This window comes from Azospira sp. MPR-E4, assembly GCF_058809645.1.
This window is the reverse complement of record NZ_JBXAST010000001.1, coordinates 1-14,254: the sequence shown is the minus strand read 5'-3', so window position 1 is coordinate 14,254 and position 14,254 is coordinate 1. Positions and strand designations below refer to the sequence as shown.

General features: G+C 65.6%; 12 protein-coding genes. 7 read left to right on the top strand and 5 right to left on the bottom strand.

The window, feature by feature from the left end; genetic code table 11:
• The first annotated feature begins 22 nt into the window (after positions 1–22).
• The 4 genes from AC1RTA_RS00060 to AC1RTA_RS00045 are packed head-to-tail and all read left to right on the top strand — an operon-like array spanning position 23 to position 4,229.
• Positions 23–772 (top strand): electron transfer flavoprotein subunit beta/FixA family protein, encoded by a 750-nt coding sequence (locus AC1RTA_RS00060; protein WP_014237360.1) that lies wholly within the window; start codon positions 23–25, stop codon positions 770–772.
• Positions 772–1,701, top strand: coding sequence for an electron transfer flavoprotein subunit alpha/FixB family protein (locus AC1RTA_RS00055; RefSeq protein ID WP_492783645.1), 930 nt, complete (start codon positions 772–774; stop codon positions 1,699–1,701). The genes AC1RTA_RS00060 and AC1RTA_RS00055 overlap by 1 nt, the downstream gene beginning before the upstream one ends.
• A 29-nt stretch (positions 1,702–1,730) precedes the next feature.
• Complete coding sequence (locus tag AC1RTA_RS00050; protein WP_014237358.1) at positions 1,731–2,396, top strand: energy-coupling factor ABC transporter permease; 666 nt, start codon at positions 1,731–1,733, stop codon at positions 2,394–2,396.
• A gap of 39 nt (positions 2,397–2,435) precedes the next feature.
• A complete protein-coding gene (locus tag AC1RTA_RS00045; protein ID WP_014237357.1) occupies positions 2,436–4,229 on the top strand; it encodes an acyl-CoA dehydrogenase in 1,794 nt (597 codons plus the stop codon).
• Positions 4,230–4,302: 73 nt separating this feature from the next.
• On the opposite strand, the gene AC1RTA_RS00040 is transcribed toward AC1RTA_RS00045, so the two are convergent.
• The 3 genes from AC1RTA_RS00040 to AC1RTA_RS00030 all read right to left on the bottom strand — a co-directional run bounded on the left by AC1RTA_RS00040 (position 4,303) and on the right by AC1RTA_RS00030 (position 9,295).
• Entirely contained in the window at positions 4,303–6,717 is a 2,415-nt protein-coding gene (locus AC1RTA_RS00040; protein WP_130458384.1) for an EAL domain-containing protein, read from the bottom strand.
• A 180-nt stretch (positions 6,718–6,897) separates the two neighbouring features.
• A complete protein-coding gene (locus AC1RTA_RS00035; RefSeq protein ID WP_492783644.1) occupies positions 6,898–7,590 on the bottom strand; it encodes a PA4824 family protein in 693 nt (230 codons plus the stop codon).
• 58 nt (positions 7,591–7,648) lie between these two features.
• Complete coding sequence (locus AC1RTA_RS00030; protein ID WP_130458383.1) at positions 7,649–9,295, bottom strand: electron transfer flavoprotein-ubiquinone oxidoreductase; 1,647 nt, start codon at positions 9,293–9,295, stop codon at positions 7,649–7,651.
• A gap of 114 nt (positions 9,296–9,409) precedes the next feature.
• Here AC1RTA_RS00030 and AC1RTA_RS00025 point away from each other — a divergent pair, with 114 nt between their 5' ends.
• Positions 9,410–9,820 (top strand): acyl-CoA thioesterase, encoded by a 411-nt coding sequence (locus AC1RTA_RS00025; RefSeq protein WP_130458382.1) that lies wholly within the window; start codon positions 9,410–9,412, stop codon positions 9,818–9,820.
• 65 nt (positions 9,821–9,885) lie between these two features.
• Entirely contained in the window at positions 9,886–11,856 is a 1,971-nt protein-coding gene (locus AC1RTA_RS00020) for an acetoacetate--CoA ligase (RefSeq protein ID WP_492783643.1), read from the top strand.
• Positions 11,857–12,013: 157 nt separating this feature from the next.
• Here AC1RTA_RS00020 and AC1RTA_RS00015 read toward each other — a convergent pair whose 3' ends face one another.
• Both AC1RTA_RS00015 and AC1RTA_RS00010 read right to left on the bottom strand, forming a co-directional pair.
• Complete coding sequence (locus tag AC1RTA_RS00015; RefSeq protein WP_492783642.1) at positions 12,014–12,613, bottom strand: chemotaxis protein CheD; 600 nt, start codon at positions 12,611–12,613, stop codon at positions 12,014–12,016.
• Between the two features lie 304 nt (positions 12,614–12,917).
• A complete protein-coding gene (locus tag AC1RTA_RS00010; protein WP_165397439.1) occupies positions 12,918–13,505 on the bottom strand; it encodes a TetR/AcrR family transcriptional regulator in 588 nt (195 codons plus the stop codon).
• 223 nt (positions 13,506–13,728) lie between these two features.
• Between AC1RTA_RS00010 and AC1RTA_RS00005 the strand changes: the two genes are divergently transcribed.
• A complete protein-coding gene (locus AC1RTA_RS00005; protein WP_014237349.1) occupies positions 13,729–14,226 on the top strand; it encodes a phasin family protein in 498 nt (165 codons plus the stop codon).
• Positions 14,227–14,254: the final 28 nt, after the last annotated feature.

Genomic DNA, 14,254 nt, shown 5'->3' with positions numbered 1-14,254 from the left:
GCGTAGTCCCAAGGAGGATACATTGAAAGTCCTGGTACCAGTAAAGCGGGTGGTGGATTACAACGTCAAGGTGCGCGTCAAGAGCGACGGTACCGGCGTTGATATTGCCAACGTCAAAATGTCCATGAACCCCTTCGACGAAATCGCCGTCGAAGAGGCCGTTCGCCTCAAGGAAGCCGGCATCGCCAGCGAAGTGATCGTGGTCTCCGCCGGTGTCGCCGGTTGCCAGGAAACCCTGCGCACCGCCATGGCCATCGGTGCCGACCGCGGCATCCTGATCGAATCCGACGCCGACCTGCAGCCCCTGGCCGTGGCCAAGCTGATCAAGGCCGTGGCCGACAAGGAACAGCCCCAGGTGGTGATCTTCGGCAAGCAGGCCATCGACGACGACTCCAACCAGACCGGCCAGATGTTCGCCGCCCTGCAAGGCTGGCCCCAGGCCACCTTCGCCTCCAAGGTGGTGATCGCCGACGGCAAGGCCACCGTGACCCGTGAAGTGGACGGCGGCCTGGAAACCCTGGAAATGGCCCTGCCGGCCGTGGTGACGACCGACCTGCGCCTCAACGAGCCGCGCTACGCCACCCTGCCCAACATCATGAAGGCCAAGAAGAAGCCCCTGGAAACCATCAAGCCGGAAGACCTGGGCGTGGACGTGGCCCCCCGTCTGAAGACCCTGAAGGTGGCCGAGCCCGCCAAGCGCCAGGCCGGCGTCAAGGTGGCCGACGTGGCCGATCTGGTGAGCAAGCTGAAGAACGAAGCGAAGGTGATCTAATGGCTATCCTCGTCATTGCCGAACACGACAACCAATCCCTGAAGGCGGCGACCAAGAACGCCGTCACCGCAGCCGCCAAGATCGGTGGTGAAATCCATGTGCTGGTGGCCGGTTCCGGCTGTGCCAGCGCCGCTGCCGAAGCCGCCAAGCTGGCCGGTGTGGCCAAGGTGAAGGTGGCCGATGCCGCCCACTACGCCGACCAGACCGCTGAAAACGTCGCTGCCCTGGTGGTGTCCAACGCGGCCGGCTACAGCCACATCGTTGCCCCCGCCACCACCAACGGCAAGAACTTCGCGCCCCGCGTCGCCGCCCTGCTGGACGTGGCCCAGATCTCCGACATCGTCGGGGTCGAGTCCGCCGACACCTTCGTGCGTCCCATCTACGCCGGCAATGCCCTGGCCACGGTGCAGTCCGCCGATGCCGTGAAGGTCATCACCGTGCGTACCACCGGCTTTGAAGCCGTGGCCGAAGGCGGTTCCGCCGCAGTCGAAGCCATCGCCGCCGGCCCCGACCTGGGCAAGTCCAAGCTGGTCTCCCGGGAACTGACCAAGAGCGAGCGCCCCGAGCTGACCGCCGCCAAGATCATCGTTTCCGGTGGTCGCGGCCTGGGTAACGGGGAGAACTACAAGACCCTGCTGGAGCCCCTGGCCGACAAGCTGGGTGCCGCCCTGGGCGCTTCCCGTGCCGCCGTAGATGCCGGCTTCGTGCCCAACGACTACCAGGTGGGCCAGACCGGCAAGATCGTCGCGCCCCAGCTGTATATCGCCATCGGCATCTCCGGCGCCATCCAGCACCTGGCCGGCATGAAGGACTCCAAGGTCATCGTCGCCATCAACAAGGACCCGGAAGCCCCCATCTTCCAGGTGGCCGATTACGGTCTGGTGGCCGACCTGTTCGAGGTCGTGCCCCAACTGGCCGCCGCCGTCTAAGGCAGTAGCAAGCACCGCAGGAGCCGGGCATGAATCTGCCGGACAACCTCCTCGACCCGGCCCTGCACTGGCTGGGCTGGGGGCTGTTCGCCGCAGTCTTCCTGCTGGCCCTGCGCCGCGCCCCCTGGGGCCGGCTCGGCGACAGTGCCCAGTCCAATGTCTGGCTGGGCACCATCGTCATCCTCACCCTGCTGTGGAGCATCAAGGCTGGCGTCCTGCCCGGGCTCGACCTGCACCTCCTCGGCGCCATGACCTTCACCCTGGAGTTCGGCCCCTGGCTGGCCTTCGTCGGCCTTTCCTTGGTATTGGCCGGGATCACGGTCAACGGCGCTGCCGGTTGGGAGAGTTTCGGCCTCAACGCCCTGGTCATGGCCGGCCTGCCGGTGCTGCTGGCTTACGGCATCTACCGCTTCAACCAGCGCCGGCTGAGCAAGAACCCCTTCGTCTTCATCTTCGCCAACGGCTTCTTCGGTTCGGCCCTGACCATCCTGGCCACCGGCGTCGCCGCCAGCGCCCTGCTCTACCTGGGCGGAGCCTACCCGCTGGAGAAGCTGCTCGACGACTACCTGCCCTATTTCCTGCTGCTGGGCTTTTCCGAAGCCTGGCTGACGGGAATGGTCGTCACCATCCTGGTGGTGTACCGCCCCCAGTGGATCAGCACCTTCGACGATTCCATCTATCTCGCCAAGAAGTAACCCAAAAGCAACAACCATTAATCAAAGGAGAAAGCGCGAATGAGTCAATACAATGCCCCCCTGCGTGACATGCACTTCGTCATGAAAGAGCTGGCCGGCCTGGAACAGGTCGTGCAACTGCCGGGCTACGAGGAAGTGGACACGGACCTGTCCGACGCCATTCTGGAGGAAGCCTCCAAGTTTGCCGGCAACGTCCTCTCCCCCATCAATTTCAGCGGCGACCAGGAAGGCTCCAAGTGGCACGACAAGGCCGTCACCGTGCCCGCCGGCTTCAAGGAAGCCTATACCCAGTTCGCCGAGAACGGCTGGACCGCGCTGGCCTGTTCCCCCGAGTTCGGCGGCCAGGGCCTGCCCAAGCTGATCTCCACCGCCGTCAATGAAATGTGGAAGTCGGCCAACATGGCCTTCTCCCTGTGCCCCATGCTCACCACCGGCGCCATCGAGGCCCTGATGACCGCCGGCTCCGACGCCCTGAAGCAGAAGTTCCTGCCGAAGATGGTCAGCGGCGAGTGGACCGGCACCATGAACCTGACCGAGCCCAGCGCCGGTTCCGACCTGGCCGCCGTGCGCACCCGCGCCGAGCCCCAGGGTGATGGCAGCTACAAGATCTTCGGCCAGAAGATCTTCATCACCTACGGCGACCACAACATGACCGAGAACATCGTGCATCTGGTGCTGGCCCGCCTGCCCAATGCACCGGAAGGCGTGAAGGGTATCTCCCTCTTCGTCGTGCCCAAGTTCATGGTCAAGGACGACGGCTCCCTGGGCGAACGTAACGACGCCTACTGCGTCTCCATCGAACACAAGCTGGGCATCCACGCCAGCCCCACCGCCGTCATGGCCTTCGGTGACCACGGCGGTGCCGTCGGCTACCTGGTGGGCGAGGAAAACCGCGGCCTGGAATACATGTTCATCATGATGAACGCCGCCCGCTTCGCCGTCGGCATGGAAGGCGTGGCCCTGGCCGAGCGTGCCTACCAGCAGGCCGTGTGGTACGCCAAGGACCGCATCCAGGGTACCGAACTGGGCGTGCGCGGCGGCCCCAAGGTCTCCATCCTCAAGCACCCGGACGTTCGCCGCCTGCTCATGAGCATGCGTTCCCAGACCGAAGCCGCCCGGGCCCTGGCCTACGTGGTGGCCGCCGCCATGGACGCCGCCAAGCACCATCCGGACGAAGCCGTCCGCGCTGCCAACCAGGCCTTCGCCGACCTGATGATCCCCGTGGTCAAGGGCCACAGCACCGAGATGTCCATCGAGGTGGCCTCCGAAGGCGTGCAGGTGCACGGCGGCATGGGCTTCATCGAGGAAACCGGCGCCGCCCAGCACCTGCGCGATGCCCGCATCACCGCCATCTACGAAGGCACCACCGCCATCCAGGCCAACGACCTGATCGGCCGCAAGATGGCCCGCGAAGGCGGCGCCACCATCAAGGCCGTGATCGCCGAGATGCGCAAGCTGGACGCCAAGCTGGCAGCCCAGAACGGCGCCGACTTCGTCGCCATCCGCAAGCGCTTCGCCGCTGGCGTGGATGCCCTGGAACAGGCCGCCAACTGGATCGTCGCCATCTTCAAGGACGACATCAAGGCAGCCCACGCCGGTTCCGTGCCCTTCCTGCGTCTGCTGGGCATCGTTGCCGGCGGCTGGCAGATGGCCCGGGCCGCCCTGGTGGCCCAGGAGAAGATCGCCGGCGGCGACAGCGACCCGTTCTACGCTGCCAAGATCGTCACCGCCCGCTTCTTCGCCGATCACCAGCTGACCAAGGCCCAGGGCCTGACCGACTCCATCGTCGATGGCGCCACCGGCACCCTGGCCCTGGCGGAAGAGCTGTTCTGATCCCCTAGCGGCAGTCGCTGCACCTCACAACGGGCCCTGCGGGGCCCGTTGTCTTTTCTGCCGCCGGAACCAATCAGGCGGCCTGGGCCTCGTGGTCCAGATGGAAGCGCCGGGTCAGGCTGGCCATGGAACTGATGTTGATGTCCGCCACCAGCACCCCGTCGATGACGCTGCCCTCCCGCAGGGGCACGGCCAGGGTGATGCAGAAATCCTCGGTGGCCGAAGAGAGGTAGATTTCCGACACGTAGGGTTGGCCCCCTTCGGCCACGTGGGCGAAATAGGGCTGTTCGCTGCGGTCCACGCCGACGCCGCCGGCCTTGATGCGGCCGTACATGTCCGGGTTGATCCAGTTGGGGTAGCGCTGCACCCCGGCACCATCCAGTTCGAACACCATCTCGAAGAAGGGATAGCTGCGGAACCAGGCATCCAGGGCGTGGGGGTCCCGGCTGCGGGGCGCGCCGATGAAGTCGGCCAGGGCGGCAATGGCGTTTTCCTTCCACAGGCCCAGGCCGTGGTTGTGCTGCTGCTTGATCATGGCCGGCGGCACGCCTTCCACCACGATGACGCTGCCCTGCTCCACCTTGCCCACCTTCTTCAGGGCCGCTGCCCGTTCCGCCGCCGCCACCGCATTGGCCAGACGGCCGGTGCTGGCATTGACCACTGCCACCGAGATGCTGGCGATGGGATGGGCTAGGCCGTCGTCGGTAAGGAAATGACCCCGGGCGATGTCCTCGTGGTCGTAGAGGTGGGAGGCCAGGGCCTGGAACTGTTCCATGATGGAAAGCAGTTCGTCGGTGAGCCCCGGCCCCATGCTTTCCATGACCAGGATGAAGTCGTCGCCGCCGATGTGGCCGAGCAGACATTCGGGACGGCCGACGAAGGTATGGCGCAGCAGTTCGGCCAGGGTGCGGATCATGGCATCGCCGCGGATGAAGCCGTAGCGGTCGTTGTAAGCCTTGAAGTGGTCCAGGTCGATATACACCAGGCACACGGTCTGGTTCTCCGCCAAGCGGGATTCCAGGGTATGGCGCAGGCTGGGGCCGGTGGGCAGGTGGGAGAGCGGATGCAGGTTGCTGCCGTTTTCCCGCCGCGCCAGCATCTGGGCGATCAGGGTCATAGGATGGATCACCCCCAGATACTGCCCCTCGTTGGAGGTGACCACCCAGGGATCCGAATCCTTGCGGTCGTGGTAGAGGATGCGGGCCAGGGCCGGCGTCGTCAGGCGGTGCGGCAGATTGCGCGCCACCGGTTCGCACAGTTTGCCCAGGGTGCGGGCCGCCGCCGACAGCACCTTGCCCCGCCGCACCAGGCCGATGGGCTGGCCCTGGTCGGTGACGATGGCCAGGGGCAGGGACGGGGCTTCCTGGAAGATCTGCCGCGCCTCCGGCACCGAGGCGCGCAGGTCGATGGACTGCCAGGGGTCCATCAGGTCCGTCAGCTGGAAACGGTCCCGGGGCCGGGAGCGGCAGGAATCGTCCTGGCGCGGCAGGGGCGCCACCTCCGGCTCGGTGAGCAGCTGGGGCTGGGCGAAATAGAAGCCCTGGGCATAGCTGATGCCCATGTCGCGCACGAAATTGACGTCCTCCGGCCGCTCCAGGCCTTCGGCAATAACCGTAGCGCCGAGGCGCTGGGCCATGGAGACGATGGCCTCCAGCAGCACCGAGCGCACCCGGCTGCCCTGGGCGCCGTGCACGATGCTGCGGTCCACCTTGATGAAGTCGGCCCGCACCGCCGCCAGGGTGGACAGGCCGTTGAAGCCGGCCCCCATGTCGTCCAGGGCGATGCGAAAGCCCAGGGTGCGCAGGGCTTCACAGCTGTCGGCGAGGACATTGGGGTCTACCCGCTCCGACTCCACCACTTCGATCACCACCTCGCGCCGGTCAATGCCGAGGCGGTTGAGGTGCTCCACCATGCGCTGGGTCCACTGGCTGTGCAGCATGTTCTGGGGCAGCACGTTGAGGAACAGGGGCGTGCCCGCCGGAATGCGGTTGGCCTTGGCCTCCAGGGCCATGAACTGGCACTCCAGGTCCAGGTCCGCCTCCCGCCCCAGCTGCCCGGCCAGATGGAAGGCCTCGGCGCCGCTGAGCAGGCGTCCCTGGGGATGCTCCAGACGGCACAGGGCCTCCAGGGCGAACACCTGGCCGTCCTGGGTCATGTCCACCAGGGGCTGGAAGTGCATGCGCACATGGGGCCGCAGGTCCCCCAGCATCCAGGCGTGGAGCCGGCGGGCGTAGAGGGTGTTGAAAGGCAGGGCCAGTTGCAGAGTGGGCACCAGACCCAGGCTGGCCTCGCTCTGGTCGCAGTGGACGGCCAGGGTTTCCTTCAGGGTTTCCCGGTTGGTTTCCGCCGCCAGGCTTTCCATGAGCTGGTCCAGGGCGGCGTTGTCCGCCGCATCGAAGCGCCACACGTGGCGATCAACCTGGCGGCCGCCGAGGATCGGCCAGAGGGAGGGAACGTAGGGTCCGTCGTACTTGAGAAAGAGACACATGGGGATGCAGAGCCAGGAGAGATGACAGCTTTGCTTAGCAACCCCCGGGCCACCCCTGGCCTTTGACCGGATTACGGGCCGCGCCGGACATCCACCCCGCACCGCAACCGCCATCAATGCACCAGGATGGAGCAGTCCTTCGCCGACTTTCCCGGTGGGCACCGGGATGGTGCGTTTGACTCAGAAGAAGCGATCCGGCGTCAGCCGCAGGCCCACGGAAAACCACTGGCTGTCCCGGCCCCCGTCCACCTGGCGCCCCACCGTGGCATCCACCTGGACCCGCTCGGGCACCACGAAAAAGCGCAGGCCGGTCTGCCAGTAGGGCTTGACCCGGTTGTCGCCAAAGGACTCGGCAATGAGGCTGGCCCGCTCATGCACCCACCACTCGCCCCCCAGGCCCCAGGTCAGGTTGTGACGCTGGCTGGCCCGGTCCTTGAGCCAGCCCACATTGGTGTGCAGCACCACCCGATCGTCGAGGAAGGAAAAGGAAGCCGGCAGGTAGGCGTAGGTATTGCCCAGCAGGTTGGGCCCCGCATTGACGCCCGGATGGGCGATCTTTCCCACCGCCAGACCCCAGCCCCAGCCGTTGCTTTCCAGGGGCTTGAAGAGGGTCTTGGCCTGCAGCACATAGTCGTCGCTGCGGGGAGCGTGGTCGTTGTGGGCCATGCCGGCCCCGGCAGTGATCTCGAAATTGCCGCCCGGATTGCAGGCCGGCAGCATCCACAGTTCCCGGCTCTGGGGATAGATGCGGGCCCAGCTTTCCAGCTGGCAGCTGCCGGCCGTGGTCAGCCGGGCATCGTCGGTGACGAAGGGCCGGGCGGCAAAGGCCAGGGAAGGCCACAGCAGGAACAGGGCAAGGCAACGGATGAACATAAAAAAAAAGCGCCGTCTCGGGGACGGCGCATTTTAGGACAAGAAGGTGACCGTACGGTTACATATTGGGGTAGTTCGGCCCTTCGCCGCCCTGGGGCACCACCCAGGTGATGTTCTGGGTCGGGTCCTTGATGTCGCAGGTCTTGCAGTGCACGCAGTTCTGGGCGTTGATCTGCAGGCGGGGATTGGAGCCGTCGGCCTCCCGCAGGATTTCGTACACCCCGGCCGGACAGTAGCGTTGCTCGGGCGCGTCGTACTGGGCCAGGTTGACCTGGATCGGCACGGCAGCGTCCTTCAGCTGCAGGTGACAGGGCTCGTCTTCCTCGTGATTGGTGTTGGAGAGGAAGACGGAGGACAGCCGGTCGAAGGTGAGCACGCCGTCGGGCTTGGGATAGGCAATGGGGGTACAGTCCTTGGCCTTCTTCAGCTTGAGGTGGTCCGGACCGCTGTGGTGCAGGGTCCACGGCGCCTTGCCGCCGAAGAGCTTCTGATCCACGCCGAACATGAAGCCGCCCCAGTGCAGGCCCTTGCTCATCCAGGGCTTGAAGTTGCGGGCCTTGTACAGTTCCTCGTAGAGCCAGGAGGCCTTGAACTTCTCCGGATAGGCGGTCAGTTCATCAAAGCTGCGCTCGGCGGCCAGGGCCTCGAAACAGGCTTCGGCGGCCAGGGAACCGCTCTTGATGGCGCAGTGGGAACCCTTGATGCGGGAGGCGTTGAGGAAGCCGGCATCGTCGCCGATCAGCACGCCGCCGGGGAAGGTCAGCTTGGGCAGGGACTGCAGGCCGCCAGCGGTGATGGCCCGGGCGCCGTAGGAGACGCGCTTGCCGCCTTCGAGGAATTCGCGGATCTTCGGATGGGTCTTGAAGCGCTGCATCTCCTCGTAGGGAGAGAGGTGGGGATTGTCGTAACCCAGGCCGACGACGAAGCCGACGGAAACCAGATTGTCTTCCATATGGTAGAGGAAGCCGCCGCCGTAGGTGTCGTTGTCCATGGGCCAGCCGCCGGTGTGCACCACCAGGCCGGTCTGGTGCTTCTCGGGCTTGATCTCCCACAGTTCCTTGATGCCGATGCCGTACACCTGGGGATCGGCATCGGAAGCCAGGTTGAACTTGGCCTGGACCTGCTTGCCCAGGTGGCCGCGACAGCCTTCGGCGAAGAGGGTGTACTTGGCATGCAGCTCCATGCCCAGCTGGAAGGCAGGGCCTTCGCTGCCGTCCTTCAGGCGGCCCATGTCGCCGGTGGCCACGCCCTTGACGGAGCCGTCCTCGTTATAGAGCACTTCGGCGCCGGCAAAGCCCGGGTAGATTTCCACGCCCAGGTTTTCGGCCTGCTGGCCCAGCCAGCGACAGACGTTGCCGAGGGAGATGACGTAGTTGCCTTCGTTGTGGAAACAGCCGGGCAGGAGGCCGTTGGGCACCTGCCAGCCGCCGTCCTCGGAGAGGATGAAGAAGCGGTCTTCGGAGACCGGGGCATTGAGGGGAGCGCCCTGCTCCTTCCAGTCGGGGATCAGCTCGGTCAGGGCCTTGGGGTCCATCACCGCGCCGGACAGAATGTGGGCCCCGATTTCGGAGCCCTTTTCGATCAGGCAGACACCGCATTCCTGCCCGTTGGCGGCCGCCAGCTGCTTCAGGCGGATCGCCGCCGCCAGACCGGCCGGGCCGCCGCCGACGATCAGCACATCGTATTCCATGGATTCGCGTTGCATGTCCTCGCTCCGTTCAGATTGTTGTTATGGGATTGTTACAAGCCAAAATTTGCGAATACTATACGCTAACGTATGGTAGCGTTTCAATCACCCCAAACCACACAAGAAAATACCATGGAGACAAAACGTAAACTCATCCTCACCAGCCATATCCCCATCCGCTGGGGCGACATGGATGCCTACGGGCATGTGAACAACACGGTGTACTTCCGCTACATGGAACAGGCCCGCTGCGAATGGCTGGAACAGCTGGGCTACACCGTGGGCCCGGTGGGCGAAGGCCCGGTCATCGTCAATGCCTCCTGTACCTTCCTGCTGCCCCTGACCTACCCGGGCACGGTGGAGGTCAAGCTCTTCGCCGGCCATCCCGGGCGCTCCTCCATTCCCACCCATTACGAACTGCGCCTGGTGGGGGACGACACCCTCTACGCCACCGGCGAATCCAAGGTGGTGTGGATCGACACCGGCAGCGGCAAGTCGGCCCCCATTCCGGAAAGCCTGCGGGCCAGCCTGCAAGACCTCTAGATCCCGGCAGCACCCGGAGACGGGGGCAACGTACCTCCGTCTCCCATAAAAACGATGGAGACAAGATGAACACCGCCCACGATCTGCTGTGGCGGCCCGGCCCCGAACGGGTAGCCGCCGCCAACCTCACCCGCTTCATGGGCGCCGCCAGCCAGGCGGCCGCCGCTCCCCTCAACGATTACGACGCCCTCTGGCAATGGTCCGTGGACCAGCCAGCCGCCTTCTGGTCCCTGCTGTGGGACTTCTGCGGCGTGGTCGGCGACAAGGGCGGCACCGTCCTCGAAGACGGCGACAAAATGCCCGGCGCCCGCTGGTTTCCCGAGGCCCGCCTCAACTACGCGGAAAACCTGCTGCGTTTCAGCGGCCCGGAAGACGCCCTGGTCTTCTGGGGCGAGGACAAGGTCAAGCGCCGCCTCTCCCGGGACCAGCTGCGTGCGGAAGTCTCCCGCTTCCAACAGTTCCTTGAGGACGCCGGCGTGCAGCCCGGGGACCGGGTAGCGGGCTACCTGCCCAACCTGCCGGAAACCCTGATCGCCATGCTGGCTGCCGCCTCGCTGGGCGCCATCTGGTCCTCCGCCTCTCCGGACTTCGGCGTTCAGGGCGTGCTGGACCGCTTCGGCCAGATCGGCCCCAAGGTCCTCGTCTGCGTGGACGGCTACTGGTACAACGGCAAGGCCGTGGATTGCCTGGCCAAGAACGCCGAGGCCGCCGCCCAGCTGCCGACCCTGGAGAAGGTGGTGGTGGTGCCCTACCTGGCCGCCACACCCGATATCGGCGCCATCCCCAAGGCCGTGACCTGGGATCAGGCCCTGGCGCCCTTCTCCGCCACGGCGCCGGCCTTTGCCCGCCTGCCTTTCAGCCATCCCCTCTTCATCATGTATTCCTCGGGCACCACCGGCGTGCCCAAGTGCATCGTCCATTGCCACGGCGGCGCCGTGCTGCAGCACCTCAAGGAACACCAGCTGCAGGGCGACGTGAAGCCCGGCGACCGGGTCTTCTACTTCACCACCTGCGGCTGGATGATGTGGAACTGGCTGGTCTCGGGCCTGGCCTCCGGTGCCACCCTGCTGCTCTACGACGGCAGCCCTTTCGCCGACAATGGCAAGGTCCTCTTCGACTACGCCGATGCGGAAGCCATGACCCACTTCGGCACCTCGGCGAAGTTCATTGATGCTGCCGCCAAGATGGGCCTCAAGCCCCGGGAGACTCACCAGCTGCAAGCCCTGCGCGCCCTCTTCTCCACCGGCAGCCCCCTGAGCCCGGAAGGCTTCGACTACGTGTACCGGGACATCAAGCCGGAACTGCAGCTGGCCTCCATTTCCGGCGGCACCGACATCATTTCCTGCTTCGTCTTAGGCGCCCCCACCCTGCCCATCTACCGTGGCGAAATCCAGTGCCGGGGTCTGGGCATGGCGGTGGAGGTGTTCGACGACGACGGCAACCCGGTGCGCCGGCAAAAGGGCGAACTGGTATGCACCAAGCCCTTCCCGGTGATGCCCGTGGGCTTCTGGAACGACCCCGACGGGGCCAAGTACCACGCCGCCTACTTCGAGCGCTTCCCCGACGTCTGGTGCCACGGCGACTTCGCCGAGCTGACCGAGCACAACGGCATGGTCATCTACGGCCGCTCCGATGCCACCCTCAACCCGGGGGGCGTGCGCATCGGCACGGCGGAAATCTACCGGCAGGTGGAACAGCTGGAGGAAGTGGTGGAATCCCTGGTCATCGGCCAGGACTGGCCCCCGGGCAAGTACGACGACGTGCGGGTGGTGCTCTTCGTGAAATTGCGCGACGGCCTCACCCTGGACGACGCCCTGAGCGTGCGCATCAAGGAGCAGATCCGCCGCAACACCACGCCGCGCCACGTGCCGGCCAAGGTGGTGCAGGTGCGGGACATTCCCCGCACCAAGAGCGGCAAGATCGTGGAACTGGCGGTGCGCAACGTGGTGCACCAGCGGCCGGTGAAAAACGTCGAGGCCCTGGCCAATCCGGAAGCCCTGGAAGAGTTCCGGGAACGGCCGGAACTGGCCAGCTGAGAGAAAGCCACCCGGGGGCAGCGGCAACGCGGCGCCAGCCCCCGGACCGGCCCGGAGGGCTCCCTCATAGCACCTGGTCTGGAAAGCAGCAGGGACGCGGCAGACGGGGCAGGATGCCGCAAGATGCCCGTCCCCTGGGCATCCCGGGGCATGGGCTTCAGAACAGCTCGATTTTCTTGCCTGCCGGCGGTGCCGGCTTGGAGAGGCTGTTCGCGTAGGCCTCTTCCTCCCGGCTGACCTGGGCGACGATGCTCTGGGTCACCGGCATGCGCATGCAGAAGGCGTCGCCGGTGCCCGGCACGAACACCACCTTGCGCGACCAGGGGCCCAGCACGTCGGAAGCCAGCACCGGGATGTTTTCCCGCTGCAGCCACTCAGTGGCGAAATCCACATTGCGTTCGCCGATGGAGGTGAGGATGGCGGAAACGATGTTGCCGCCGCCGAACATCTTGGCCACCAGCCGCCGCTTCTGGCCGCCCTGGGCCAGCAGGGCATTGACCAGCACTTCCATGGAATAGTCGCCGGAGAGGATGGTGTCCGGGTCCAGCTCCCGGTCCTTGCCCCGGCTGGGCAGGAGGAAGTGGTTCATGCCGCCGATCTTCAGCTGGGGATCGAACAGGCACACCGCCACACAGGACCCCAGCAGGGTGGAAATAGGCCGCCCCCCGGCCACGGACCAGCCGCCGGGACGGATCACATGGGCAATGCGATCCAGTTCCTTGCCGGTCATCTTGGAATAGTCGGGGGTGGGAGTCACGGGGCCTGCACGCTGAAAAAAGAAAACAGGGCCAGAAGGTATATCAGATACGACCGCCAGCATAGGCAGAAATTCCGCATGGGGCGGCCGTCCGCCACCGGCGGCCCGCCTGCCGCCCCGTATGCCACCCGGGAAAATGGAATCGTCGCCGGCCTAAAAAAGCATCGACAAATATTCCAATGCCATCTATTAATAGAGATGGGCGCTGCAGTACCGACTCCCCCGGGCGCTCCGAACAGAGCCTGCACGTAGGCTCCCCCTTGGCCGGACGGATTCCATCGTCCGGTATTTTTTTGCCCGTGCCTCAGGCCGGGTCGGCCAGCAGGCCGCGGTAGAGATGGGCCTTGATCTCCGCCAGGTCCATCTCCGCCGAGCCCAGCCGGGGCAGGACGTCGCGGAAGGCCAGGATCATCGCCATGGCCCCGAAAATGCCGACGTGGAACAGCACCGGGTCGGAAGGACGCAGCAGCCCCGCCTCCATGGCCTCCAGCCAGAAGGGCACCAGGCCGTCGCAGGAGGGACGCAGCAGGCGGGCCACCAGGAAGTCGCGGCGCTCCCCCGGCAGCGGCATCTCGCGCATGATCAGCATGGTCACGGCGGGCCGCTCGATGAGCTTTTCCACGAACACGTCCAGCACCCGGGTGACCCGCTCGGCGATGGGCCAATCCCCTTCCATCAGCGGCACCAGCTCATGGCTCAGGGACTGCTGGAAATCGGCCGCCATGGATTCCACCACCGCCTGCCACAGTCCCTCCTTGGAGCCGAAGTGGTGGAAGATCATGGCCACGTCGAACCCCGCCGAGACGGCAATGGCCCGCAGGCTGGCGCCGGCGAAACCGAGTTCGGAGAAAGCCAGCAAGGCCGCGGCCAGCAGCTTTTCGCGGCTGTCCACATCGGTGCTGCGGGGGCGCCCGGGACGGCGCGGGGATGAAGGTGGCGGGCTCATATTCGGAGCGCAAAGATATCACGTTCGGCCAGGCACAGACGGTTACAAAGAGCCCCTTGTCATTATTAAACGATCGCTGAATAATGGATCGACCCGGGGCCGGCCTGCAAATGGCCGACCATCAGGCTCCGGGACGGTTTTCCATCCAATCCAAGAACAGGAGTCACCCATGTCAGAAAAGCTGAACTTCGCCTCCTTGGCCTCGCTTTCCCAGGCCAACAACGCCTTGGCCACCTCCTTCCTGGGGGCCACCCAGGTCTATTTCGACACCATCCAGAACCTGGCCGAACTCAATTTCGGCGCCGTGCGGCAAATGCTGGAAGACGAGGCGGCGGGCTACAAGCAACTGCTCGGCAGCACCAGCGTCCAACAGGCGGTGGATATCCAGACCGGCCTGGCCCATACCCTGCTGAAAAACGGCACCGCCTATGCCCAGGCCGCTTACGAACTGACCACGACCGCCGCCGGAGAACTGGCCCCCGTCATGCAAAGTCAATATGTAGAATGGCAGGCAGCCGTGGAGGATGGCGCCCGCCAGACCGCCGCCACCCTGCCCTTCGGCAAGGACCTGGCCCTGGCCGCCATCAAGCAGGGTGGCGCCCTGACCCAGTCGCTGCAGCAGGTCGCCGCCGCCATGCCGAAAGCGGCCGCAAAAAGCAAAAAATGATGTTCTCCCCGGGGGCCGCCAGCGGCCC

Bases quoted from the DNA above. Each gene is read 5' to 3' on its own strand.
- AC1RTA_RS00055 (WP_492783645.1), top strand. From the start codon at position 772: ATGGCTATCCTCGTCATTGCCGAACACGACAACCAATCCCTGAAGGCG.
- AC1RTA_RS00050 (WP_014237358.1), top strand. From the start codon at position 1,731: ATGAATCTGCCGGACAACCTCCTCGACCCGGCCCTGCACTGGCTGGGC.
- AC1RTA_RS00045 (WP_014237357.1), top strand. From the start codon at position 2,436: ATGAGTCAATACAATGCCCCCCTGCGTGACATGCACTTCGTCATGAAA.
- AC1RTA_RS00040 (WP_130458384.1), bottom strand. From the start codon at position 6,717: ATGTGTCTCTTTCTCAAGTACGACGGACCCTACGTTCCCTCCCTCTGG.
- AC1RTA_RS00035 (WP_492783644.1), bottom strand. From the start codon at position 7,590: ATGTTCATCCGTTGCCTTGCCCTGTTCCTGCTGTGGCCTTCCCTGGCC.
- AC1RTA_RS00030 (WP_130458383.1), bottom strand. From the start codon at position 9,295: ATGCAACGCGAATCCATGGAATACGATGTGCTGATCGTCGGCGGCGGC.
- AC1RTA_RS00025 (WP_130458382.1), top strand. From the start codon at position 9,410: ATGGAGACAAAACGTAAACTCATCCTCACCAGCCATATCCCCATCCGC.
- AC1RTA_RS00020 (WP_492783643.1), top strand. From the start codon at position 9,886: ATGAACACCGCCCACGATCTGCTGTGGCGGCCCGGCCCCGAACGGGTA.
- AC1RTA_RS00005 (WP_014237349.1), top strand. From the start codon at position 13,729: ATGTCAGAAAAGCTGAACTTCGCCTCCTTGGCCTCGCTTTCCCAGGCC.